This is a genomic window from Ferruginibacter paludis (assembly GCF_030409685.1).
Classification (GTDB): Bacteria; Bacteroidota; Bacteroidia; order Chitinophagales; family Chitinophagaceae; genus Ferruginibacter; species Ferruginibacter paludis.
The window spans coordinates 107,282-131,844 of sequence record NZ_JAUFQJ010000004.1; the positions used below are offsets into that span (position 1 = coordinate 107,282).

The 24,563-nt window shown below is 40.7% G+C and carries 29 protein-coding genes; 11 read left to right on the forward strand and 18 right to left on the reverse strand.

The window, feature by feature from the left end; translation table 11 throughout:
• Position 1: 1 nt before the first annotated feature.
• Positions 2-751: a hypothetical protein gene (locus tag QWZ08_RS06140; protein WP_290336377.1), complete on the reverse strand. Its 750-nt coding sequence runs from the start codon at positions 749-751 to the stop codon at positions 2-4.
• 259 nt (positions 752-1,010) lie between these two features.
• Here QWZ08_RS06140 and QWZ08_RS06145 point away from each other — a divergent pair, with 259 nt between their 5' ends.
• Together QWZ08_RS06145 and QWZ08_RS06150 are read left to right on the forward strand one after the other, a co-directional pair.
• Entirely contained in the window at positions 1,011-2,135 is a 1,125-nt protein-coding gene (locus tag QWZ08_RS06145; protein WP_290336378.1) for a family 20 glycosylhydrolase, read from the forward strand.
• Between the two features lie 430 nt (positions 2,136-2,565).
• Positions 2,566-3,774 carry a ScyD/ScyE family protein gene (locus tag QWZ08_RS06150; RefSeq protein ID WP_290336379.1) on the forward strand — a complete coding sequence of 403 codons (1,209 nt, stop codon included), beginning with the start codon at positions 2,566-2,568 and terminating at the stop codon, positions 3,772-3,774.
• A gap of 219 nt (positions 3,775-3,993) precedes the next feature.
• On the opposite strand, the gene QWZ08_RS06155 is transcribed toward QWZ08_RS06150, so the two are convergent.
• Both QWZ08_RS06155 and QWZ08_RS06160 read right to left on the reverse strand, forming a co-directional pair.
• Positions 3,994-5,640, reverse strand: a complete 1,647-nt coding sequence (locus QWZ08_RS06155) for an outer membrane beta-barrel protein (protein ID WP_290336380.1) — start codon at positions 5,638-5,640, stop codon at positions 3,994-3,996.
• A complete protein-coding gene (locus QWZ08_RS06160) occupies positions 5,637-6,218 on the reverse strand; it encodes an RNA polymerase sigma factor (RefSeq protein ID WP_290336381.1) in 582 nt (193 codons plus the stop codon). The genes QWZ08_RS06155 and QWZ08_RS06160 overlap by 4 nt, the downstream gene beginning before the upstream one ends.
• 208 nt (positions 6,219-6,426) lie before the next feature.
• On the opposite strand from QWZ08_RS06160, the gene QWZ08_RS06165 reads away from it, so the two are divergent.
• Positions 6,427-7,296 carry a DUF4382 domain-containing protein gene (locus QWZ08_RS06165; protein ID WP_290336382.1) on the forward strand — a complete coding sequence of 290 codons (870 nt, stop codon included), beginning with the start codon at positions 6,427-6,429 and terminating at the stop codon, positions 7,294-7,296.
• 56 nt (positions 7,297-7,352) lie between these two features.
• On the opposite strand, the gene QWZ08_RS06170 is transcribed toward QWZ08_RS06165, so the two are convergent.
• Genes QWZ08_RS06170 through QWZ08_RS06185 form a run of 4 tightly spaced genes read right to left on the reverse strand, consistent with a single transcriptional unit; the run spans position 7,353 to position 9,830 of the window.
• Entirely contained in the window at positions 7,353-7,790 is a 438-nt protein-coding gene (locus tag QWZ08_RS06170; RefSeq protein WP_290336383.1) for a hypothetical protein, read from the reverse strand.
• A 25-nt stretch (positions 7,791-7,815) separates the two neighbouring features.
• A complete protein-coding gene (locus tag QWZ08_RS06175; protein WP_290336384.1) occupies positions 7,816-8,610 on the reverse strand; it encodes an RMD1 family protein in 795 nt (264 codons plus the stop codon).
• A gap of 58 nt (positions 8,611-8,668) precedes the next feature.
• Complete coding sequence (locus QWZ08_RS06180) at positions 8,669-9,049, reverse strand: DUF3037 domain-containing protein (protein ID WP_290336385.1); 381 nt, start codon at positions 9,047-9,049, stop codon at positions 8,669-8,671.
• Positions 9,030-9,830: a HipA family kinase gene (locus tag QWZ08_RS06185; protein WP_290336386.1), complete on the reverse strand. Its 801-nt coding sequence runs from the start codon at positions 9,828-9,830 to the stop codon at positions 9,030-9,032. The genes QWZ08_RS06180 and QWZ08_RS06185 overlap by 20 nt, the downstream gene beginning before the upstream one ends.
• A 486-nt stretch (positions 9,831-10,316) precedes the next feature.
• Between QWZ08_RS06185 and QWZ08_RS06190 the strand changes: the two genes are divergently transcribed.
• From QWZ08_RS06190 to QWZ08_RS06205, 4 genes are read left to right on the forward strand one after another with little or no spacing between them, the layout of a single operon-like run.
• Positions 10,317-10,724: an OB-fold protein gene (locus QWZ08_RS06190; protein ID WP_290336387.1), complete on the forward strand. Its 408-nt coding sequence runs from the start codon at positions 10,317-10,319 to the stop codon at positions 10,722-10,724.
• Between the two features lie 23 nt (positions 10,725-10,747).
• Positions 10,748-11,128: a c-type cytochrome gene (locus QWZ08_RS06195; RefSeq protein ID WP_290336388.1), complete on the forward strand. Its 381-nt coding sequence runs from the start codon at positions 10,748-10,750 to the stop codon at positions 11,126-11,128.
• Positions 11,129-11,163: 35 nt separating this feature from the next.
• Positions 11,164-12,108, forward strand: a complete 945-nt coding sequence (locus tag QWZ08_RS06200; protein ID WP_290336389.1) for a DUF5777 family beta-barrel protein — start codon at positions 11,164-11,166, stop codon at positions 12,106-12,108.
• Positions 12,109-12,115: 7 nt separating this feature from the next.
• Positions 12,116-12,676 carry a YceI family protein gene (locus tag QWZ08_RS06205; RefSeq protein ID WP_290336390.1) on the forward strand — a complete coding sequence of 187 codons (561 nt, stop codon included), beginning with the start codon at positions 12,116-12,118 and terminating at the stop codon, positions 12,674-12,676.
• A gap of 136 nt (positions 12,677-12,812) precedes the next feature.
• Here QWZ08_RS06205 and QWZ08_RS06210 read toward each other — a convergent pair whose 3' ends face one another.
• Complete coding sequence (locus QWZ08_RS06210; RefSeq protein ID WP_290336391.1) at positions 12,813-14,099, reverse strand: M20/M25/M40 family metallo-hydrolase; 1,287 nt, start codon at positions 14,097-14,099, stop codon at positions 12,813-12,815.
• 362 nt (positions 14,100-14,461) lie between these two features.
• Here QWZ08_RS06210 and QWZ08_RS06215 point away from each other — a divergent pair, with 362 nt between their 5' ends.
• Together QWZ08_RS06215 and QWZ08_RS06220 are read left to right on the forward strand one after the other, a co-directional pair.
• Positions 14,462-14,740, forward strand: coding sequence for a hypothetical protein (locus QWZ08_RS06215; protein WP_290336392.1), 279 nt, complete (start codon positions 14,462-14,464; stop codon positions 14,738-14,740).
• 177 nt (positions 14,741-14,917) lie between these two features.
• Positions 14,918-15,085 carry a hypothetical protein gene (locus QWZ08_RS06220; RefSeq protein WP_290336393.1) on the forward strand — a complete coding sequence of 56 codons (168 nt, stop codon included), beginning with the start codon at positions 14,918-14,920 and terminating at the stop codon, positions 15,083-15,085.
• A 135-nt stretch (positions 15,086-15,220) separates the two neighbouring features.
• On the opposite strand, the gene QWZ08_RS06225 is transcribed toward QWZ08_RS06220, so the two are convergent.
• The 6 genes from QWZ08_RS06225 to QWZ08_RS06250 all read right to left on the reverse strand — a co-directional run bounded on the left by QWZ08_RS06225 (position 15,221) and on the right by QWZ08_RS06250 (position 19,447).
• Positions 15,221-15,523, reverse strand: a complete 303-nt coding sequence (locus tag QWZ08_RS06225) for a hypothetical protein (RefSeq protein WP_290336394.1) — start codon at positions 15,521-15,523, stop codon at positions 15,221-15,223.
• Positions 15,524-15,737: 214 nt separating this feature from the next.
• Positions 15,738-16,784: a hypothetical protein gene (locus tag QWZ08_RS06230; protein ID WP_290336395.1), complete on the reverse strand. Its 1,047-nt coding sequence runs from the start codon at positions 16,782-16,784 to the stop codon at positions 15,738-15,740.
• A gap of 63 nt (positions 16,785-16,847) precedes the next feature.
• The gene (locus QWZ08_RS06235; protein ID WP_290336396.1) at positions 16,848-17,252 is read right to left on the reverse strand and encodes a VOC family protein; all 405 of its coding nucleotides are present in this window, start codon (positions 17,250-17,252) and stop codon (positions 16,848-16,850) included.
• A gap of 3 nt (positions 17,253-17,255) precedes the next feature.
• Complete coding sequence (locus QWZ08_RS06240; RefSeq protein ID WP_290336397.1) at positions 17,256-17,834, reverse strand: O-methyltransferase; 579 nt, start codon at positions 17,832-17,834, stop codon at positions 17,256-17,258.
• A 60-nt stretch (positions 17,835-17,894) separates the two neighbouring features.
• Positions 17,895-18,908, reverse strand: coding sequence for a DUF3500 domain-containing protein (locus tag QWZ08_RS06245; protein WP_290336398.1), 1,014 nt, complete (start codon positions 18,906-18,908; stop codon positions 17,895-17,897).
• 92 nt (positions 18,909-19,000) lie between these two features.
• Positions 19,001-19,447 carry a GNAT family N-acetyltransferase gene (locus QWZ08_RS06250; protein ID WP_290336399.1) on the reverse strand — a complete coding sequence of 149 codons (447 nt, stop codon included), beginning with the start codon at positions 19,445-19,447 and terminating at the stop codon, positions 19,001-19,003.
• A gap of 158 nt (positions 19,448-19,605) precedes the next feature.
• On the opposite strand from QWZ08_RS06250, the gene QWZ08_RS06255 reads away from it, so the two are divergent.
• Positions 19,606-19,794 (forward strand): hypothetical protein, encoded by a 189-nt coding sequence (locus QWZ08_RS06255; protein WP_290336400.1) that lies wholly within the window; start codon positions 19,606-19,608, stop codon positions 19,792-19,794.
• Between the two features lie 234 nt (positions 19,795-20,028).
• Here QWZ08_RS06255 and QWZ08_RS06260 read toward each other — a convergent pair whose 3' ends face one another.
• The 4 genes from QWZ08_RS06260 to QWZ08_RS06275 form a co-directional block, all read right to left on the reverse strand.
• Positions 20,029-21,315, reverse strand: coding sequence for a radical SAM family protein (locus QWZ08_RS06260; RefSeq protein WP_290336402.1), 1,287 nt, complete (start codon positions 21,313-21,315; stop codon positions 20,029-20,031).
• Positions 21,316-21,548: 233 nt separating this feature from the next.
• Positions 21,549-22,157 carry a hypothetical protein gene (locus tag QWZ08_RS06265; RefSeq protein ID WP_290336403.1) on the reverse strand — a complete coding sequence of 203 codons (609 nt, stop codon included), beginning with the start codon at positions 22,155-22,157 and terminating at the stop codon, positions 21,549-21,551.
• Positions 22,158-22,279: 122 nt separating this feature from the next.
• Positions 22,280-22,807 (reverse strand): hypothetical protein, encoded by a 528-nt coding sequence (locus QWZ08_RS06270; RefSeq protein ID WP_290336404.1) that lies wholly within the window; start codon positions 22,805-22,807, stop codon positions 22,280-22,282.
• Positions 22,808-22,809: 2 nt separating this feature from the next.
• A complete protein-coding gene (locus tag QWZ08_RS06275; protein ID WP_290336405.1) occupies positions 22,810-23,856 on the reverse strand; it encodes an agmatinase family protein in 1,047 nt (348 codons plus the stop codon).
• Positions 23,857-24,044: 188 nt separating this feature from the next.
• Here QWZ08_RS06275 and QWZ08_RS06280 point away from each other — a divergent pair, with 188 nt between their 5' ends.
• Positions 24,045-24,452 carry a cytochrome c maturation protein CcmE domain-containing protein gene (locus QWZ08_RS06280; RefSeq protein WP_290336406.1) on the forward strand — a complete coding sequence of 136 codons (408 nt, stop codon included), beginning with the start codon at positions 24,045-24,047 and terminating at the stop codon, positions 24,450-24,452.
• Positions 24,453-24,563: the final 111 nt, after the last annotated feature.

Here is a 24,563-nt window from a genome sequence, read left to right on the forward strand (position 1 = left end):
CTTATTTTATTAAGCTATCGTAAAAGGCTATTGATTGGGTAAGCGTATTTTGCTTGTCTTTTTTAAAGTTCAGACCATGCTGTTTTATAAAACTTTTCACTTCTTTTTTCCGGTCACTCAACAATTTATATAAATCACTTTTACTTTTTATTATAAAGTAACGGTCTGCCCTTTTCAGATAGTAATAATCTGATTCTTCAATATAAGTGAGCAACTCAGTTATTGCAGAGGAGTTTTGCTGGATGGTTTTCATTTCTTTTTTAAATAAACCAATTTTTCCATTGTATAAACGATTGTAGAAACCGCTGCTGACAAGATTCATACTGAGACTGTCTTTTGTTATTTTTATAAAATCAGCACCGTAAAAGTGAAACCAATCAATTTTCGGTTTTAACAACTGTATTTTATCTGCATAATAGTTTATCACCAGTTCATCGGTGATTTCATTATACCGCATCAATACATTGTCGAATTGTACACCATCATAAAATACTGATCCCGAAGCAGGAGCAGGTGTGCCGAAATACGGATCACCTTCATTAAATTTATATGGATATTCTGTATACAAGCTGCCATTGGTCAAGGCCCGCTGATCTCCAAAAGCCTGGTGATATACTTCCCTGGCATTATGCAGCGCAGCTGAGTAAGATGTATTAACGGAATCCGAATGTTGTGCAGTAATTTTTTGTATGGAGGAAAAGAAAAAACAAATACCCGAAAGCAATGCAATCAACAATTTTTTTGAAGTCATACAGTCAGGCTTGGTAAAGGAAGTTAGTTATCGTTGGAAACGTTATTAAAATTAAGGGAATAAATTGTAAATGTATTCTGTAGGCTAATATATTTTACAACATATTATCATACGTTTCACATAGTTGGTAGCGAAATTTTTATTTTTATTTTCTGTATGGGCACGAGCTTTAATGCAATAACTTTCCGTACCGCTGCACACACCATTCAGCTGCCGGAAAATATTTTCAGGGTAAAATAAAACCAGCACATTATTAATTATGAAGCATCGCATACTTGTAAAAGGCATTTTAATAAGTCTTATTTTTCTATTGTTTTCCGTCATGCTACCGGCGCAAAAAAACATCGATGATCTATTGCCGGTAAGGGCCTTTTGCATTTCGGCACCCAAGCCTGTCAATGTTGAACGGTTTGTACAATTCATCAACGAAGACCTTGCTGTTAATAAAATAAATACACTGGTTCTAAGGGTTGACTTCAATTACCAATTCAAAACCCATCCTGAACTGCAGGATTCAAGTGCATTGTCTGAAGAAGATGTAAGACAGCTGGTAACGGCTTGTAAAAACAACCACATCCATTTAATTCCGCAGATTAATTTGCTGGGGCACCAATCATGGGCAGGAGCCCTCAATAAACTATTGAAAGTGTATCCTGAGTTCGATGAAACACCCACTGTGCAAATGCCGGTGGTGTACGGCTGGCCTAACCCGGATAGCCTGTATTGTAAAAGTTATTGCCCCTTGCATCCATCGGTACATAAAATTGTTTTTGATCTTGTAGACGAAATCTGTACAATATTTGAAGCGACAGCATTTCATGCGGGAATGGATGAAGTTTTTTACCTGGGTGATTACCGCTGTCCCCGCTGCGCCGGAAAAGACAAAGCTGTTTTATTTGCCGGGGAAGTGAATACCATCCGCAATCACCTGGCTGAGAAAAAAAGAAAATTATGGATTTGGGGCGACCGGCTGATTGATGGAAAAAGCACGGGTATTGGCGAGTGGGAAGGAAGCTTTAACAATACACAAAGCGCTGTACGCCTCATCAGCAAAGACATAGTTATTTGCGACTGGCATTACGACAAAGCGGAACAGACGGCTGTTTATTTCGCCAATAATAAGTTAGCTGTGGTTACCTCCACCTGGCGCAACCCTGCTGTTGCTGCCACCCAGGTACGGGACATGGTACGTTACAGGCGTACGGCAAAACCTGCAGTAAAAAAATTATACCAGGGCGTAATGCAGACTATCTGGTCAAATTCCAATTCGTTTATCGATGACTATGAATCGGTAAAATTATCCGGTATACAAACTGATACAACGCAAGCCAACTGCTTTAAAGCTATGCTGAACGAGATAAAAGTTATCAGTGAAACACCATGATTAATTTGTACCAGATGACATATAAGCTTTCTCAAATTTATTAAAGTGGGTACACGCTGGCGGCAGTTGTTTATTTATACAATGTCTTTCTAAAAACGAAAAATGGCACATTTACTTGCATCTGTGTTAGTGAAACTATAATTTAGCTTTTAATTATAATTTTTCTCCTCAATACTCATTTAACCACAACCAAAGCCTATACGGCACTACAAAATATTTTTCTATAAAAAGTTCTGTCAGTAACAAGTACTCTTAAGTAACCTGCTGTAAGTCCATATTTTTTGAAAAATCAGCTTGCTGATTCTCCTTCCCGTTTTTATTACCGGATAACCGCTGGATACCACAGAAAATCAGCGTTACCATTGATTATGTAATCAACATGCCGCATAGAGGCATGTAACAAAATTTTCAACCATTTAAAAGACGAATTATGAAAAGATTTTTTTTTGGACAAATGGCGGCAGTCATTGCTATCGCTCTGTTCCTTACATCCTGCAAAAAAACAACTACGGATGTAGTTACTGCAAACGCTGATAACGCATACCAGCTACAGGAAAAAGATGAAACTGCTTTGTGGATTGACAACGCAACAGCAACGGAAAAGAAAAACCACGAAGCAGTACGCATTTTTGCCACCGGTTTAAACAATCCCAGGGGGTTAAAATTTAGCCCCAATGGCCGGCTCTATGTTGCTGAAGGCGGCACTGGCGCAGGGACTTATTCTTCCATTGGTCAGTGCGACCAGGTGCCATTTCCCGTTGGCCCTTACCTGGGCGGTACCACAGGCGGCCGCATTTCAAAAATCAACTGGAAAGGTGAACGCACAACAGTAACCGATCAGTTACCCTCCAGCCATGCCAATGAAATAATTGGCGGTGATGTGGAAGGCGTAGGCGATGTGACTTTTATTGGCAACACATTGTATGCAGTGCTGGCAGGTGCCGGTTGTTCGCATGGTGTTCCCTCCATTCCAAACCAGGTTATAAAAGTAGGATGGAATGGCCAGTGGACAACGGTGGCTAATTTAAGCGACTGGTTAAAAGCCCATCCTGTGCAAAACCCGGAAGAGGATGATTTTGAACCAGACGGTACGCCATACAGCATGATTGATGTAAACAACAATTTGTATATTATGGAACCCAACCATGGCGACTTTATAAAAGTAACCACCGCTGGTGCAATAAGTCGCGTAGCCGACATTTCTGCAAGCCAGGGTCACATCGTGCCCACCGCACTAACATGGTATCATGGCAATTTTTATTCCGGCAACCTTCATCCATTTCCTGTTGTACCGGGCAGTTCCAGCATTTATAGAATTACTCCCGCCGGGAATGTATCTGTATTTGCAACCGGATTTACTACGGTGCTGGGTGTTGCGATTGATAAAAACGGCAATCTGTACGTGCTGGAAAATACCACTGTCAGCGGTATGGGACCAACTCCCAATACAGGAAAAATTATCAGGGTAGATCACTCCGGTAACCGTGAGGAAATTGCTACCGGGCTTAATTTGCCAACCGCCATGACTTTTGGCCCTGATGGCAAATTGTATGTATCAAATGTCGGCTTCGGACCCGCAGCGATTGGTGGCGGACAAATATTGCAGGTGAGTGTTAAAAAACATGGAGATGATGACTGACATCACATCAGCCAAAACTACTCATTGATATTGTTTTCAGGAGATAAATGGTAACGCGTCAAACAATTGTACCCTGTTATGCAGGGTATAATTGTTTATAGAACATTGCCCATAATAACATATTTATTGGTAAACAAACACACAAGTATTGCAAGGGCGAAACTGGTAGTTGATTTGAATGATTTCATAGTTTTTTTATTTTGGCTTTATTTTTATCCTTTATAACTTATACCTGATACCCGCAGCCAGGCTGATGTTATTAGGATAAGTTTTTACAGTCGCATCCCTTGTGCTGGAATTCAGCGCAAAATTATAGGATGGCATAAAACTTAACGCAATACTTCGCGTAATAGTATATGATAACCCGAGCCCGATATTGCCGCTGAAATAGTTGGATTTTAAACCATTTATTGATGAACTGGTAGTCACCTCTTTAGTGGTTGCGGTACCGATTTCTGTGGCAATTTTACCTTTGGTTAATACATTAAAAGTGGTACCTGCCAAAGCAAACAAATCTATTTTATTAAAGTAATAATGGTATTTTAAGGCGAGCGGAACTGAAATATATTTTAATGTATTGGTTGCACCGAAAGCCTGCAGGCTATCCCCTACTACAGGGTTTGCAACGGTTTTGGAAGACAGATAAGTATAGCCTGATGAACAGTTAAACCGGTATTTTATTTCTCCCCGGTCATCTTTATCGGCATAAATAGTTTTAGGACTTATTGTGATGGTTTTAGAAGTAAGCTCCATACCTGTCTGTAAACTCCAATGCTTATTTAAATTGTAATCAAGTAAAATTCCCAGGCTGTATGATGACTGTCGTTGTTCTCCATCCCTGATCTTGTCCCTGTCATCATGATCCCTGGGCGGGGGCATACCGCCGGGCATTCTTTCATGCGGCTCTTCTTTTAAAAGATTGGATGAAATATTGGGAGCGAAAAATAATGTTGCAGACAAGCCTCCCCCACTCTTTATTGTATGCCTTTTTCCAGGCCGTTGGGTCAGGCCCAATCCATCAGGCAACAATCTTATGTCTGAAGCAATGCGATTATCTACTGCATTTAATTTGGGAGCTGAAATCAGTTGTGGGGCAATGGGAGATAAATGTGTCAATTGCTGACCGGTAAAATTTTCATTTTTGATTTCGAAATCCTGAGCAGTTTTTTTATTTGGTATTGATACTGTTGGGATAGTTGCAACAGCAGTTTTTTCATCAGCAACTTCATCAATACCACCGTTTGTTATCGTTGCTTTTGCCTTTCGTTTGCTGAGCAGCATTTGCTGCGGTGTTACTGTATTGTCCAGTGCTTTAAATTCTTTTTTATTTATTGATTGATTGTCTTCATTTAAAGCTGGTTTACTTTTTTCTTCGTTGACGTCCGTCTTTTGAGCGATTGCCAAGTCCCCTGTAACCTGCTTTTTATTGCCATCAGCAGACTTTAAAATATTATTAGCATTTTGAACTTTATTACTATCAACCAGAGCTTGTAAATCTGTTTCAGCAGGATTAACAACAGCAACAGTTTCTGTGTCAGCTGCACTTTTATTTTTTGTATCAACTGATGTTGGTACGGAATTTATTTTATTATCATTGTTTGTTTTATTGTGGTTTGTACTATCTGCCTGGGATGGACTATTAATTTTAGTCCAATGGTTTAAAGTATAGGCACCAAAACCTAATAAAAGAACCAACAGAGCAACGGCAATTCTTTTAAGCTGAATGTATTTTTTGTTGATATCTACCACCTTATTTTTATCAAGACGTTTATCTATAGCCTCCCAGACACTTTCGGGCGGGTTTTCTGTTTGGTCATCCAGGGCAGCTTTGAATAACTTGTCAATGTTGTGTAAATCTTTTTTCATAAACAATTAATGTTTTTTTTTGCAACCTGTAAACTGCCGGCGACTGATTTCTGTAAAATAACTCTTGCATCATACAAATTCGATTTGGAAGTACCTTCAGATATACCCAGTTGCTCTGCAATCTCACGGTGCTTCATCCCCTCAAAAACATACATATTAAAAACAAGCCGGTACCCCGGTGGCAACTGCTGTACCATGTTCAATAATTCTTTGGTGCCAATCTGCGCCATGATATTTTCAGTTTCCGCAATCTCATGCTGATTGGTTTCAATATCTACCACTGCATGCAAACGTGCATTACTACGGTATTTCTGAAGGGCACAATTCACCATTATCTTTCTTATCCACCCTTCAAATGAGCCTTCAAAATTAAACTGGTGTAAATGGGTGAAAACCTTCATAAAACCTTCCTGCAAAATCTCTTCGGCTTCTTCTTTGTTTTTTGAGTATCTGAGGCAGACTGAAAACATTGCGGGCGCATACAGCTGGTACAACCTGTTCTGGTCATAACGATTTCCTTTAATACAACCTTGTATCAGCTGTTCGGTTTGCGGCACTAATGATTGATTGTTTGACATACAGATGCAGCTACGCCTATAATAGTTGGGTGCTGCAAAAATAAATTAAATTATTGCAGCAGTTACTTAGACTGGTAACGCGTTTTGTGTAATAAAAATACTATGCTATTTGTTAAAGAATAGTTTATACTAAACTGGTAATCAAATAAAGCACGGTTGTTGCCAGCCCTTTGAAAATTTTAATCACTTAAAAAACCACAGTATGAAAATGAACAAGAAATTATTTGGCGGGCTTTGCCTCGCACTTGCTTCGGCCCTGGTATTCTCTGCCTGTAAAAAAGATTCCGCCTCTGGCCCGGCATCCACTTCCGGTCAGAAATTATCGGTGTATTTAACAGATGATCCGGCTTTGTATGATTCCGTTTTGATCGACATCAAATACGTGGAAGTAAAAACAGATACCAGCGAAGCTCACAAAAATGACGACCTTTTTGGCGACAATGACAATGACAAAGATGACGACCACAAGGGCAAAGATGATTTTGGAAAATGGGATACTTTAAATATTGTCCCCGGCATGTATGATGTGTCAAAATTGAGAAACGGCATCGACACTTTGCTGGGTAGCGCAAATATCAATGGGGCCATCAGAAAAATCCGGATTACGCTTGGTGCCGGTAATGCCCTTACCGTTGCCGGTGTTAACTATCCGTTGAATTTGCTGCCAGGTATCAATAACTATTTATACGTCAAAATCAACAATAAACACCATCATGAAGTGGCTACTGGGCAAACCGCACTTTGGATTGATTTTGATATCAGCAGATCTATCGTATTCATTAACGGTCAATATTATCTGAGACCTGTTTTAAGGCCCTTTAATGATCACAATTTCGCACGATTAAAGGGCTCGGTATTACCGGCTGAAGCTACCCCGCTTGTAACTGTGTATAATGCTACAGATACTGCCAATGGCATTCCGCGTGCAGATGGCGATTTTAAAATAAGGGGAATAAAAGAAGGCAGTTATAGTGTTTTATATAAAGGCTTTAACGGATATCATGATACCACCATAAATAATATCCAGCTAAAAAATGGTGAAGAAACCGCATTACCTGCAATTACTTTGACTAAATAAAAAGTGAGTGTATAACAAAAAGAAAAACAGGCCGCAGCCTGTTTTTCTTTTTGTTTCTAATTAGGTTTATAAGCATCATCGGTATACATCGCTTTATTAAACAAATAGTATTTTCCATCCTTATTATTGCGCCAGTAACGATGCCCCTGCAAATCGTAATAATACCGGCCATCAATTGTTTTTTTAGCGCTTAAATCATTTACTGAAATTACTTTTGGCAAAGGTTCCCTGGCTTTCTTTTTTGCAACTGCTTTTTTCTCTGCAATAGAATCTTTTTTTACCGTTTCAGATTCGGTTGCTACCGGGTGGACCTTTTTACTGCAACTGATCAGTGATCCTGTAAATACAAAAAAGATAAGAACAGCATGTTTCAAATTCATTGTTTTTTTACTCTCCCCTTCAACAATTTTACCAAAAAATGTTAAAATTGCTATCGCCGCTACTGGCTTATGTTTCAGCGGACGATGTCGGTAATTTTTATCCTGAGAAGGCATTTTATCCACATTACCGAGCAGATAATTAGAGAATTTTTGAAATGATGAGGTTAATAATTTCAATTGCAATCAGCACAATCACAATCAGCTCCAGCTTGCTGCTGTAAGAGTGCTGGTTAATGTCTTTCAGGATATCGAGATTATCCTTCACCGTATTCAGGCTATCCTGCAGACTGCTATGCCTCAGTTTAATGTCCAGTTCCCGGCTCAGATCGGTATTGATCTGGTTCAGGTATTCGTCATTCCAGGTTAGGTTAGGACTGTCAAATATGTAGATGTTTTGCGTAATTTTATTTTTAAGATTCAGCAGCCGGCCGATGTATTTCAGCAATGCGTTTCCCTTGATAGAAAATCTACCTTTCTCTTCCAGCTCCATCGTAAATTGAAAAGTCTGCTGTAATAAGATATTCGATTGCTCAATGTAATAATCGAGCGCCACAGATTGCGCTATATTAAGCATGATGATTTTGGCAATATCGATGGTGAGCGTTTTAATAATGAGCCGGTCGAAAATAACTTTGTAAGATGCATCAGGATTAATCTCCACATCAAAGTTTTCTCTTTTCAGTTCGGCACTCCCGATGTTTAGAATGGTACGCACTGCATTGATGATATTGGTTTGCGTACTGTAATCCACTCCAAAAAAAACAATACTTCCATAGTCGAAAATACCAATATAGGATCCGTTCTCCGCATCATACATTAATTCCGTAGGGTCTGCGTAGATGCAATTAAAAGCCAGGTTATTTTTCAACTCCTTCAAATCAAGCCTGTCACCCAGGTGATATCCTGTAATTGTTTTTTTGATTGCTTGTTCCATATTTCAGCTGCTGCAGATTTTGTTACTTATAGCGTTGCATTTGAAAGCTAGTGCATTTTTACAGTACAAGGCGGGTATACAATTTTGCCAGAGTCTGTCCAGGATTTTTACAAAACCCCGGATGCACTTTGGATGTTTGCACTACGGTACTTCTTGTGGCAGTGAGCCACCGGAAGCGTGCGGCAATATCCAGTTTTGCTATCGGGCCTGCACTACTATCCCCAACACATATACGCTGTATTGCATCCAGGTGCTGTTTCAATTCTGCTTTATCAGTTTCCATACAAAAAGCAGCCAGGCGGTCTTCATTTAAGCAAACTTTTGCCTGTAAAAAATGTTCTTTTGCACAATACAATATAACTCCCACATTCAGGAACTCTTCCCGCTCAACCCGGGGCACAATGCGGATTACCGCGTATTCAAATAAATGATCTGGCATGTTGTGCTTCTTTTATAAAAACGGCAGAATGGGCAATACGGGTAGTTAAAAACTGGCTGTAAACAAGGCGATGTTCTTCAAGTGAAGAAAAGGAAGTATCGGGAACCAGCCAATCGTCCGGGATTGAGTTTACAATAGCCTGTATGCGGTCGTTTGTAAGTATTGAACGAAAAGTTTGATCCACCTCATTCAATTGCGTTGCCTGCGGCAGCAATACATGATCTTTCACCAAAGTAAAAGGCCGTATCGCCTGCTCCTGCCAGTTTTGCAAATTATGATGAAAATACAAACAAGCTCCATGGTCTATCAGCCACAACTCCTTATGCCACCATAACATATTTGTATTACGTACGGTACGGTCCATATTTGTAAGCAGGCAATCCAGCCATACAATCTGTGATGCAAGCAACGGATCGATGGTAGTCACGGCCGGGTCGAAAGTAACCGAGCCTGATAAGTAATGCAATGCCAGGTTAAGGCCAGTACTGGCTTTTAATAAATCCTGAATTTCCTCATCGGGCTCCGTTCTGCCGAAGGCGATGTCAATATTTGCAAAAACAATTTCCGGCACCCTGAAACCAAGCACCCTGGCTACTTCGCCGCCAATTAATTCTGCGATCAATGCTTTTACTCCCTGGCCGGCGCCCCTGAATTTAAGTACATACAAAAACTCATCACTGGCTTCCACAATAGCAGGAAGAGAACCGCCTTCGCGAAGCGGAGTTATATACCTGGTAATATCAACCGATCTTAACGGAAGCACTGGTTTATCCTGATCCATCTTATTAAATTAAAAACCGTCTGGTAGGCTACAGTTATCTACAGGCATGAAATGTAGTTCAATTTTATTAAAAATGATATTTGCCATACATTCTTTTATTTGGTAAACAGCTGTATGTATATGTAGTGTGCTCTTTTGATTACAATACATATTTTGATTTGAAAAGGAAATTACAACATCAGTAAAACATTATAAAAATTAAAAAAAATACAAAAATTCACAAATTAAAATTTTCACTTGTTTAAATAACTTTAACAAGTCTGGCACAGAGTTGAGGACAATTATCCCCCGGATAATGTCACTGTTGGCATGACTTTTGGCAAGGTGAAAACATTCTGAAGAAAAAATCCATTTAGAATATTTTGTACAAAACAGGACCTATGGAATGCCTTTTTATGCGCCGTACGCCGGCACTTTAAATTGAACTTCTGTCCGGTATTTCCCATTACAACGCTGCAATTTTTAATTAATAAAAAATATTTTTTTATGAACGTAAAGAAAATTTTTCTTTTCGCCGTGCCCGCTATTATTATCATCAGCGCAGCAATTGGCTGGTATCAATATAACAAACCACAGCAGGATGTTGCCAGCCTTTCAGCCCAGGCAGTTACAGCCGAAAACTTGTTTAAAGATTACAGTTCCAATGAACCAGCGGCCAATAAAACCTACCTGAACAAGGCACTGGAAGTAAGTGGAAAAGTACTTGAAGTAAAGCAAACACAACAGGCACAACAACAGGTTATATTAGATTCGGGAGATCCAATGTTTGGCATTGCGTGTACGTTGGATCAGCCTGCACAAAATTTAAAACCAGGCGACCTGGTTACTATTAAAGGTATTTGTACCGGCTATCTCAATGACGTGGTTTTAATTAAAAGTCTGCTCCTGAATTAAATCAAAAAAAATAATTTTTTATTATGAAAAGTGTAATCAGCATGCGCTATAGCCACTACTATGTGATTTGTTTTTTGCTGCTGCTGGCCGGCTGTTCCAAGAAAGGAGATGTAACGGTTAGCCCTGCGAATTTTGTTCCGGATGGTGTTACGGATACCTCGGTTACCTATACCAATTATGTGCATAATGTTATCAAGAACAATTGCAGCACCTGCCATGGTAAAGGTGGCTCCGCCGCGCAGTTCTGGTACAATACAAACACCTATGAAAATGCGGTGGAATACGGAACAAGGATTATGGAAACCATTGTTGAAAACTCCATGCCGCCGGCGCCAAGAAAACCATTTTCGGATGCTGATAAACAGCTGTTAAAAGCATGGATTAAAAGAGGTTCCCCGGAGTAAATTGTAAAACACCATCATTTATTTAAATAACACTAATGCGAACACTACTTATAACAGTATTATTTTTCTGTGCCGGACGGGTAATTGCACAGGACAGTCTTTCCAATATGCTTGACAAGGAAATGGCCACATCAACCGCTACAAAAAAACAATATACCTATGCCACTTTTAAAGGCACACAACTGGTAAACAGCCGCACCATTGAAACGTTGGGCAAGCATGAACTTGACTTTAGGGTAGCACACAGGTTTGGCGATATCGGAGGAGAATATGGCGGGGAAAAAAGTTTTTACGGACTGGAAAATTCCACCGACGTAAAAATAGGTTTTGACTATGGTATAACGGACCGGCTTACCGTGGGTATTGGCAGGGCAAAAGGCGCCGCTGCAGTAAGGCAGTTGTACGAAACGTCCCTGAAATATAAACTGCTGCGGCAAACCGAAGACGGTAGTATGCCCGTTACAGTAACAGCCTTTGGTAACCTGGTGGCCAGCTCAATGGCCTCCAATGCCAAAGCCAATACACCTGATCACTTTAACAATTTCAGCGACCGCCTATCCTACACCTCGCAACTGCTGCTGGCAAGAAAATTCTCCGATCGTTTTTCGCTAATGGTAATGCCAACCTATGTGCACACGAATTACGTTATCCACAACGATCAGAATGATATTTATGCTGCAGGCATCGGGGGCAGGTTAAAGATTTCGAAAAGAGTGGCGCTGGTAGCAGATTACTTTAAAGTATTCAGAAATAAAGCAAGCACAGCTGCTTTAAAGGCAAACGGACTTACGTTTTACAATCCGTTTGGGGCGGGGCTGGAGTTTGAAACAGGCGGACATGTATTTGATTTCACCTTTACGAACAGTACAGCCATACTCGAAAATCAATTTATTCCATATACCACTACCAGCTGGGCGCAATGGCGCTTCAGGTGGGGCTTTAACCTTTCACGTATTTTCTCACTTAAAAAAAATAAATAACTATTGTATGAATCAATTAAAAGTAATTGTGGCAACCCTGTTTCTGGTATCAGCTTTGCATAGCAACGCACAGGAAAAATATATTACACGTAACGGTACCATTGCCATATTTTCTGCAACAACAGCGGAAAACATTGATGCCAATAACAATGAAGTTTTTAGTATGCTTGATCCTTTAAAAAATGAATTGGCTTTCCAGGTGCTTGTAACAGGCTTTAAATTTAAGAAGGCGCTGATGCAGGACCACTTTAATGAAGATTATATGGAAAGTTCAAAATTCGCAAAAGCCACTTTCAAGGGTGTTATTACAGATCCTTCCAAGGTGAATTTTAACCAGGATGGCGCCTACCCGGTTACTATTGCCGGTACACTTACCATGCATGGCGTAAGTAATAAGGTAGAAGTCCCTGCCACAATTCGCGTAGTGGGAAAAAAAATCAGCGCCGATTCGAAGTTTATAGTAAAGCTGGCAGATTACAATATCAAAATTCCGGCACTGGTTGCAAACCAGGTTTCAGAAACAGTCACCATTACAGTTGGCTGCCAGTATGAACCTTATAACAGGTAATTAAACAATACTTTTCAATCGCAATCAGCCGCAATATGTTTTACTGATACCGCAACTTACTGAAAGAAAGTACGTTGCGGTTTAATCTCCGTCGGCCATCGGGATGATGCAGCACACATCACCACTGCATACTTACCTACCTTGTCAGCCTGTAAATCAATAGGGCTGTTCTTTTGATGAGTTTGGGATATTCATTGAGATTGATAATTTCTCCCGGTGCATGGGCTCCTTTACCCGACGCACCCAGGCCATCAAGACAATCCAGGTAATTGGCAACATAAGAAATGTCACCAGCTCCCCTCGCCCCGGGATCACCTGCTTTCACTTCACCAAAATTTAAATTAAGGCTGATATCATTCACCACTTTTACAAGGGCTTCGTTGCCGGAGGTTGGTGGCATAGCTGGTATACCATCCTGGAAACTGATAGTTGCATTAGTGCCGGGCAAATGCTCATTGACAATTTTGCGCATGACAACCCGGGCATTTTCTTTTTGCGTTTCGGAAAGAAAACGTAAATCCCCGAGAACAACTGTGTGCGGTGCAATGATATTGGTCTTGGCTGATACAGTTCCTTTTTGGCTTGCATCATTATACGCTACATCGGAGCCTCCGATAAACAGCGCAGGGTTAAAGGTTAAGTACTGCTCCTTGCTCAACTGCTCCCTGAACTGATCTACGATTCTTGCAGCTTCGTACACACTGCCATAACCGGCGCTGCCAAATATATTGGATGAATGTGCCTGCTTTGCTTCTACTTCCAGCTTCCATTCACTGGCTCCGCGACGGGCGGTGGCTACTTTATCCAGGCCAACCGCACCTTCAAAAGCCAATGCTATCTCATGCTGCTTTGCACGTTCAATAAAATCAGCCCTGCTGACAGAAACCGGGCTTCCGGCATTCTCTTCATCGCCGGTAAAATAAATGGTGATGTTAGCATCATTCAGCAAGCCCTGCTTCTGTAAAGCTTTTAAAGCCGCTATCACCATCACATCGCCTCCTTTCATATCATTCACGCCTTGCCCTGTTGCAGTACTGTCATTCAGCATCGTAAACGGGTTAGCCGGCATATCAGGTTCAAATACAGTATCCAGGTGACCAATCAGGAAAAGTTTTTTTCCTTTTTTCCCTTTGTGGTGGGCTACCAGGTGCCCTGCCCTTTTCAATGAATCAGGCAACGGAACCCAGGAAACTGCAAAGCCAAGGGCAGTTAATTCTTTAGCGTACAGTTCGCCTGTTTTTTTTACGCCGGCAATATTAAAAGTGCCGCTGTTGATATCGACAGATTCTTTTAACAGCTGCAATGTAGCAGGCATGGATGTTTCTATATTGGTAACAACCTGCTTTTCTATTTTGGTAAGGAGCTGAGCTGAAGCTGTAAATACCGTAAGCAAAAAAGCAGGGCAACAAAATATTTTTCTCATCTGTATTTTTTATAAACAGGAAGATAAATAATTCATGTTGTTAACTGTAAAATATTTACTCCATACAGCCTTCATAACCTTTTGTATCAAAAAGCAAATACTGAAATAAAATATATTTATTTATTCCCCGTTTTGGTGGCAAGTTGTGCCCTTGTAAACTGTTACCTGTTAAAACCCGTTTTGCCCAATTGACTCATTCTTAAGAGGAGTTATAAGTTGCTTATGAAAAAGAATTTATTCATTTTGCTGATGGTTACCGGTGTTGGATTGCTGGGTAGTTGTAAAAAAGAAAATAGTACAAAGTCCCAATCAACAGGCGGGCTTAAGTAAAGAGTTATACAGAAGATATTGTTTCTCCCAGTTTGGGAAATTTGATTATTATTTATAATTTAGGATATGACGACAGTGACAGGATTATCAGTGTTACCTCAGCAACATCTGCGGGAGATAAATTTTTATTTTCCTATACATCTGCGGGCAAGTACTCAGTAGATATATACAATGGCAATGTACTTTCTATTCATTCAGATGCCTATACAAACATAGCCGGCTTTATTGATAGTACTTTTCAATACAACAACTCAAGGAATTTCAGCTCGGAAAGATATGTGTACAATGCAGCTAATCAGTTGGTGGAATAAAAAGAGTATGACTACCAGGCAGGAACTATACCGGTGCTATCGGATAGAACGATTTATAAATATAATTCGGATGGAGATAAAATAAGCTCTTCTGACTTATTTGGCAATGGACAGCATTTTGAATATTAACCGGTTATAAATTACTCAATACCCAACGTTAGCGGGTTGCCGATCCCAATGCAGCAAAAAAAAAATCACCTGGTTAAAAAACTCAGGTTCGAGGTTGGCTCATTTTCCGGCACGACAGATTACACCTACACTTTTGATTTATACGACAGGATAGCATCCAAAAAAACGGTTGCGGGCGATGGCAGCATCGTAATAAAAACTTACACCTATTTTTAGTTTCCTGTTAACAAAAAAATTAAGGTGTAGTATCGCATGTCCCGCTGCTTGCTGAGATGTATGAGCTTCATAAAACAAAACTTAAACCATGCTAATGCAAACATAAACATTAAAAAAAGAGAGGAATATTACTGATCAGGACAAGGATACACTCCACTCCAGGTTAAACAAACCACATTTTTCCTTGATGCAGGTAAATAAAAAGCTGCTGGTAAACGGCATATTCACTCTTTTTACACAGTCATTTGTTTTGGCATGTACGTCCAGAGATCCCAGCACATATATCTGGGTGCTTGACATTTCAAGTGCTTTCCATTTTTCAGGAACCGGTACTTTACAATAGCCTCTATCAGTATGACAGGAAGCGAGGTTTTCTACAAGATCTTTTAAATTAGCAGGGTCGTTCAGGTTAGCTGTGATGCTGATTTTTTGTTTCATGTTGTTATTGGATTTAACAGGATAAAATAACCACAATTTTTTAGGTCTGCAAATAGAGTAACGTCTATTATGCTGTAAAATTATGCTGGGATATAAGTAGAAATTATACTATTCGTTAAAAAAGGAACAAAGCAGCCTTTGTATAAACGTAGCAGCAACTGATTGCGAATGATAAACAGGCATTTATTTTGAAAAATTAATGGGAAATACAATATTACAGGCGGGCAAAAATTATCTGGCCGTCTGCTTCCCAGGCGCAGAAAATTTTATCATCGTTGGTTTTCACTGCTTTTATAAAGCCACCTTTTCCGGCATTTAGGGTGGTATTTTTATTGAGATCCTTCACTTTCAGCCGATCACCTTCCTGCCAGGTAATGATGGGATGTTGTGGGTTGGTAATGCTGCAATTGCGGCCTGATGCAATCTCTGTTTCTGTCTCACCGGGCTTTGAAAGGTATATTTTATTTTCCCTTCGCCATACGGAAGTCACCTGCTGCTGATCATTAACAACCAGGCCTCCGCCATCCATCGGGCAGGCATTTAATTTCCAGGTACCATCGCCTAATTTTACAGGTTGATTAAAATCCTCACCGCCATTAGTAGACGACAGCAGGTAAAGGTCTCTTGAACCATTCAGCCAGTTTCTGAATTGAATGTACACATCCGATTTTCTTACTGTGATGGTTGGCTTACAACATTCGCATACGTGTTTGTCTGGTGAAATATAGACAAGTTTATTGGGAGACCAGCTTCTTCCCCGGGTGGTTGTTTTTGCGAAGCATATATTGTTGGTTTTATCATTGCGAATGTCCAGCCACACTGCGTAAAAATTGTCGTGCTCATCAGCTGCAATATTCATCAGGCCTTCCGGTGCACTGTTGGCAACATCATTTGCATTCTTGCATTGCGTCCATTTACCAGTTGAATGAGACAGGCAGAAAGTATGTACGGATCCTTTTTTATCAACGGCAGCCACCATGGAGTAATTGGCAGAACTGGCCAGCTGCGGGCCTCGCGACATGCCGAGATGCATGTCTTTTACAACTGCCACTAATTTTGGATTAGAAAAAGTTTGGCCGTTATTGGAGGAAGTGGCGCAAAATATTGTATCACCTGCTCCGTATACCATTCTTATTACGCCACGATTATCTTTACTTAGCTGCGGCTGCAATCCGGGTCTCCATTTATTTTCCTGAGCACTACATACATTGGTACAGCCGTAGCTGACTATCATTAGCAGGGTTACAATAAAAAGCTTCATCACGTTATCTTTTGTTGAATGAAAGACGATCAGTCCTTAAGGTAAATACTTAATTATCCGCGGTCAATTATCAGTACTGTCCACCGGGCGGCCAATCTCCCAGTGATGGCCGAACGGATCCACCACCCTGCCGACCCGCCATCCATATTCCTCCGTTACTGCAGATACCTGTGTTGCACCAGCAGCAAGGGCTTTCCCAAACGCCAAATCCGGATCGGTGACGGTTAAAATGATTCTTACAGTACCTTTGCCACCCAATGTTTGCGGACTGAAATTACCATGCTCCTGCGATTCATCGCTTACCCAAAAACTTGCCCCGCCAATGGCAAGCTGCGCTACCAGCGAACCATCCGGCGCTTCCATTTTAAAAAGTTCTGCTGCCTCAAATGCAAGCTTATAAAAAGCCACGGCTTTTCCGCTGTTAATTACGGACAGCCACGGCTCAATCGTAGTTGTAACTGCTTTCATCCTTTATTTTTTTACTGCGATAATGATGCCTGTTGCCCAAACTTGTTTTGTAAGCGTAAGGTCTTTTCTATCATCTAATTGTTTTATAAGCAGGGTAGCTTTTTCGGCGTGTCCTTCCGGCCAGTTGGGTTGCGGCAGCATGTCGTCAATTATGTACAAAGCGCCGGGGCTCAGCATATTCAATACTTCCTCCAGCATCAAATATTTGCCATGCCAGGTATCTGCAAAAATATAATCAAATTTTTGACCACTATTGGTTGTTACCCATTCCCCCCCGTCAGACGTAACCAGTTGCAATCGTTGATCGCCACGTAAAAATTGTTCAGCGATTTGTAAAAACGCAGGGTCATTGTCAACAGAAACCAGCGATGATTGCGCATCCATGCCATCCAAAATCCAGGAAGCAGAGAGGCCTGTTCCGGTACCCAATTCCAAAAATTTACCTCCGGGTTTTAAAGCCGCTAACGTGCGCAGCAATGAGCAAGTAAGTACGTCGGACGCCATTGTAAATCCCGAAGCGGCCGTCGCTTCCATAATTTCATTATAGGCCTTTGGGAGTGCCTGGTTTATTTCTTCTGTCATAATTTAATTGAGTAAAAATACATTTTGCTATTGATGCAAACGGTGCATCAATGCCAAGTGTTAATGACTTTGCCTGTAATGTTCCAGTAAAGGATCGCCGCCAAAATCAGTTTTCAAATCTCTCACTACAGTGTGAATGTGGTTGGCATTGTTTTGCGTATTATCGTATTCAATAATAATGGTAGGACCCTGGATGCGGTAGTAGCAAGGCTTGCCAAAAGCATGATCTGTATAACCCAGCCAGGTAAACCAAAGATTGTCCAGCCCGGCTGTTTGTATTTCTTTCAGCATAGCATCTGCAAACAAAGTGGTGTACCGGTGCACGTATAAATTAAGTAACTGCAGCATACGCTGTTTACTGGCGGCAGACAATTCTGAATACCTTATGCCTGCAGGATTTTTGATCATTGCCTGGCGATTGTTGGCGGTTACTATATCAGCCGGTACGATGGTATCTATAAGTGCTTTTTTTAATTCTTCCGGCGAAAGATTTTGTACGAGTGCAAATCCTTTATCCGTTTCTTCTTTCAACACTTCTTTGCCTTTTTGATCGCCGCCTAGCACGATGGCGGGATTATCACCCATAAAGGTGGGTGTGGCTGCAACCAGTTTATTGTTACTGGCAGAAAAGTGAAAAGAAACATGATGGCCTTCCAAACGCCAGCCCCAGATATTGCCGGCTGCAGGAACACCAAAAATGGTGACGAAATATTTCAACGGATCACGGAAATGATCTTCCGGTTTACGGTTTTCCAGTTCTTTCAGCACATTATCCAGCAGCATAATTTCTCTCACCTTCTTTACGGTTTCATCTGTAAGACAGGTTTTTAGTAATGTGATGGCCGCTTCTCTTTGCGCAGGTGTTAATTCATTAAATGAAATGCCTTTCCTGTCGTCCTGAGGCACATAATGAAAGCGGTACCGTTCGGTTGTATCAAAAGGATACAGCGCTTTGGTGCGTTGTGCAGCCTCCAGCATGTTGATAAATGCATTGGCTTTACCGGCAAGATCCTGGGCACTTGTGGTTGTGATAAAAATAAATAAGACAGTGAGGAATAATAATGAATGTTTCATGCAGCAAGTAAATTAGTTGTATCAAAGATAACTGAATACACTTCATTTATTTCGTTAACAGCAAATTCTTCTTCAGGCCGGGTTCAGGATATTTAATCAGCTAAAGCCAAATCACAATTGATTTCTGTTTCATCTACCGCAGCTGACATTTTCTGATAAAACTCAATGGCATTGCTATTCCATTTAGAGACCTGCCAGCGTACTTTTTTGCAGGCGCTGTTTTTTGCCAGTTCAATGATTTGGTGCAATAACATTTTACCGATACCGTGTTTTCTAAACGAATTGATAACATACAAATCGTCCAGATAAATCGCCTTGCCGCTCCATGAATAATAAGCGAAAAAAAAGCTCGCAAAACCAACAATATTTTTGTCAGCAGTCTCTGCTACAAAGCATTGAAACAGGCTTCCATTTTCAATCATCTCGTCCAGGGTAATGCTTACTTTGTCAGGTGTTTTCTGAAAAATGGCAAATTCTTTTATCAGTAATAAAATGGCTTCAAAATCCGGTTCAGCTGCTTTCCTGATGATAATGTTCATGATGTCGTTATTTTATACGTTTCCTTTAATAAGGCAACTAAATTAAAGTATCGCCTTTATGCAACAAAAATTGCGCTGTCAATTGCACTAAATAACTGAAGCAATCTCTTTTAAACAAAGTAACTTTATAGTATAAAAAACAGGTTAAAACAAATAACATGGAACATACGAAAAAACTGGAAGAATTAAATGCAGAAACACTTAAGAAGCTGGAGGAATATATGCAGGCAAAAGGCGCTGCAGGCACTGAGCATCATGATACAATCAACACAGCGAAAGAAAAATGGCAGACAGCCTGGAACGAATTCCTGGAAACCCTGCTGGTATTGGAACGATTAGAAATTTGATGAGTTGGGTGAAAAAAAAGAGTTGTTAACTCATTTGTCGAGTGACACTTTCAGGTGAGAATTGCTTAACTTTAATATTCACCAAATAAAAAGGAGGTATTCATGCAATCTACAGATCAATCATGGGCACCTTCGGTAACCTTGCGTTAACCGGATGCTCAACAAATAATCTGTCCCGCAGTGCAGCGGGAGGGCCACCAGTTCTGCTGGTGGCTTTTTATTTACATTTCAAAATCAATGCGCAAAATCTACTTCAAAATTGCCTTTGATTCTTTCTATTGCCGGGTTAAAATAACCGAACTTAAGGTCAGGAAATTCTTCTCTTATGAGCTCCATCAATTGTTTTACCCCCATACACTCTCCTGTTTCGGTAACGCCGATTTTACCAAGATACCAGTCAGGATCAATATTAAAATTGCGCCATTGTATCATGCACAAATCAGTTTCCCTGATCAGTTTTCTGAGCGCTTCATATTCTTCAATGCTATCCGTCATGCCTGGAAAAACAAAGTAATTAATGCTCGTCCACCCACCGTAACTGCGAACTATTTTCAGGCTTTCAATCAAATCGGCAAACGCATAATTATTGGGGCGATAGTAAGGTGTATATACACTCTCCCGGGCCGAGTTGGTACTTACCCGCATGCTGTTTAAACCCGCTTCACACAAGGCTTTTACTGCGTCTGGTTTACTACCGTTGGTATTGATATTGATGCTTCCTTTTTGTGTATGCTTGCGTATTTCAATAATGCTGTCGCGGATAGTTTCCCACATCAGCAGGGGTTCGCCTTCGCAGCCCTGACCAAAACTAATCAGCGGAAAAGGCGCTGTTTCCAAATGCGGTACAGTAAACTCTACAATTTCTTCAGGTGTCGGGCGAAAGGTCAACCTGTCCTGTGTACTTACAATCGTTTCTTCTATGGGCTGAAAACTGATGCAGCCGATACAGTTGGCATTACAGGCGGGGGAAGATGGAACCGGGCATTCCCAACGGCCCATCGCCAGGTTCCTGGCAGCGGGGCAATTGTAAGTAAGACAACAATTTTCCATCAGGTGTTTTACCAGCCTGTTGTGCGGATAGGTTTTTAATAAATAATCTGTGCCGCTTTCTATTTGTTTATCATCGTAGCCTTCACATTCCTGGCGAATATCATTTTCAATTCTTACCGCAGGCACATAAAATTTGTCATCCCACCAGCCGGCGGCGGTGTAACAAAATAGCGGCAGCGTTGGTGCATCTTTTTCTGTCTCATAAGCGGCCATGTATAACCCCGTATGGGCAGGTGGAATAAATGCGGCAACAGCCCAGCCCTTTTCGCACAACCGCATCTCGCCTGTTTTCACATCGATGCCAATTCCTTTTCTGCCGGGCAGTTCGTATAAATTGCCGCCGTCGGGCAGTTCAATCCAGTCTGTTTCTTCAATGGGTAATGCATCCCAGCCGCTGCGGCCTGTTGTGTACAGGGACGTATCTTCAAAAATATTGCCTTCTCCGTCGGAGTATAAAATGTAAGGGGTCATAATTAATGGATAAATGATAATTTTTTAGTGGATAATTTCTTTTGCACGAAGTGCTGACCGAATCATCCACCTTTTTTAACTGACGGCAAAATTCGTCAATTTGTAGCAGTTGCTCAACTTTTAAATTGCCCATGCGCTTGTTGATGCCTGAATGAAATGGTCTGAAGAAATAGAGATGACGACCTTTCAGCATTTTAATCCGCTGAAACTACTGTGGTTCCGGGTCAGTATCATTATGCCGAAAGCTGGTGCCGCCTGCAGAAATCATCAATCAGCTGCAATTCTTCCATATTCAAATTATTTCGCAGCTGAAATTGTATTTTTTTATTACGGAAAGTTTCTATAAAGATGGAATGGTAACGGGGTACAACCGTTTTTATATCCTGCCATCCTATTTCCGTATCGGCTTTAAAGTTCGGTATGGTAATTCCTGTTGGCTTTATATCGATTGTTTCAGAATGTTGTATGCGGTATTCCCTGTAAAAAATCAATGCGTACCCCGCTGCCAGTAAAAAATGCAGCGCACCTAATATGGTATGCCCGTCGCCAATCAGTAAAAAACCAATGCCGAGCAGGGTTGCCGCTTCAATAAAACGAAAAATGCAATTGAGATAAATTACATCGGCCAGCATGCCAAGCGTGATAAAAAATAAGAGCAGGTAGATATCTGTTGCAATCAACAACTGGCAATAGCATATAAGCCGGCTGATATGGTGGTTGTTAAAATGATGCAAGCCGTTGACTAAGATAATAGAGGCTACAATAAAGTGCAACATTGGCGCTGAACGTTTCAATAATTCAAATGCCGGATGGATTACGCGGAGGGAAAATTGAGATGGCATAGCGGTAGTTTTTTGTACAGATGCAAACCGTTAAAAATCCATAAAAAATACCCGAAGTTTAGATTGAAACTTAAATAGCAACTAACCAAATGTAAACAACTCAGAATGAGAAAGAAATTAAGTTATAATCCAATGAATCCGCTGCAAAATTCATTGAAGCTTTGTTCGTCCGTGCCATAGCTGATTTCGGCAACCAACAGTTGTAACAATGTATTGTTCCTAAAATCAAGCGTAAGCAGATTATCCTTTAAAATAATGTTGTTGAATTCGGTCCAGGTGTGTTCTTTATTGCCAAACGGTTTTATAATTTGTACTCCCTGGGAATGGATCTTGACAACAGGCGCTGTATACAATGTTTTTGCCAGCAAGCCGTATGCAATTAATAATGCAGCAAATGGAATAAAAAGTGTGGCGCCCAGCACAAAAACCGCGCCTGCTGTCATCAAAACCAATACTGGAATTTTGTATTGCGTCAAAAGCCGGTTTACAAAAAGCGCTGCGGCAAACAAAGCCACCGCGGCGATAATATTAATATAAAGATATTCGTGGCCGTGGTATAGAAGCGACGCAATTCCGCCCAGGGCCAACAAGCTTCTTGTTACTACTGCATTAATGCTGCCGCCATTATCTTTTATGGTAAATACGTACATGGTTAAGCCGGGTTACAACTAACCAGCATACTGCACAATTTAAACAAACACCTGGCCCCAACATTTTCGTCCCATTCGTCATGACTAACGCCTACTTCGTTTAGATCGAAGCCCACTATCTTGCGGCCGCTTTGCATCAATAATTTAAAGATATAAAATACCTGCTCGGTTTCGAAACCGCCTTGCACAGGTGTACCTGTGTGTGGACATAATTTGGGGTCCAGTCCGTCAATATCAAAACTGATAAATACAGTTTGTGGTAACTGGCTGATTATTTCATTTGCGATCTCCTTCCAGGTTTGCCCTTCATATTGGCGCTCCCGGATATCCTTATCAAAATAAGTAACTACCCTTTCTTTATTAAGCGCTATATAATCCCATTCTTCTTCACAATAATCTCTTACGCCCACCTGAACCAGTTTGGTTAACTGTGGAATTTCTTCCAGCGCATTGTACATGATCGATGCATGAGAATAATTAAAATTTTCATACGCCTTTCTTAAATCACAGTGGGCATCAATTTGTAAAATCCCAAAGTCTCCGTGTTTCTGTGCGATGGCTTTAAAAAAACCCAATGGTGTGCTGTGATCTCCGCCGAGTAATCCGACTAATTTTCCTGCGTCCAGCAAATCTTTCGTTTGCTCGTATACCCAGTCATTCAAAAAAACACTGCCGGCATTTACTTCCCGCAATGTTTTGCTCATGAACTTATTGTCGTTTACCTCTTCCCCTTCTGAAATATAATTGATGTATAACTCTGCTTCCTTGCGCAGGTAATCGCTTTTCATCAGAATTTTTTTATCGCAGGGACGCATAAAAAAACCCTGTTTCCAGGCGTCTTTCAATTCAGGATCAAATAAATCCACCTGCAGGCTCGCCTTGAAAACATGTTCGGGAGCCCTTGCTGTACCTGCGTTGTAACTTACTGTAACTTCCCAGGGAACCGGTATAATTACCAGCCTTGCATCTTCTTCTGTAAAAGGTAAACCAAAAATATTATTGTTGGGGTTGCCAACTGAATTGGGATCAAAATGAGAGAGGTCTGTCATCAGTAATAATTATTGAATGAATTGTGTCATTTTTACACATGCAAAACGGCGGCAAAGATAACAGATACCAAACAAACCAACGATGAAATTGTTAACAAGATACCCAGCATAATCATACTTTTTGCTGATTTAAATTATGCCCGTCGCAGCTTGTTTTGCTTTACCTTTGCGGCGTTAAAGTGAACGTTATGAAAAAATCGCACATTATTCTTTTAGTAGTCATTGCCATTGCCATCGGAACCCTGATTATGCTTTCAGTGGATTTTTCGACCTATGATACGGTTGCTTCCGCCCGGCAAAAACAAGGCAAATTTGTTCATTTAATCGCCAAACTGGACAGAACAAGTCCGCTGGATTATGATCCGGCAAAAAACCCCAACTATTTGTCTTTTATTGCCAAGGACAGCTTGGGTAATGTTACCAAAGTTGTTTACCATAACACAAAACCTGCAGAGCTGGAACAAAGTGAAAGAATGGTGTTAAAAGGCAAAATGCAGGGCGATGTTTTTGAATGCAGCGACATCCTGTTAAAATGCCCCAGTAAGTATAAAGACGACAAAAAACAGCTTGAGAAAACAGTTGGAGAAAAATCTTAACGGGTTATAAGTTGTACGTGATAAGTTATAAGTTTTAACAGCTCTTTATTGCAATGCACCATTTTCATTTTTTTACTTTTTAATTTTTACTTTTCAACCTAGGTCCACCTG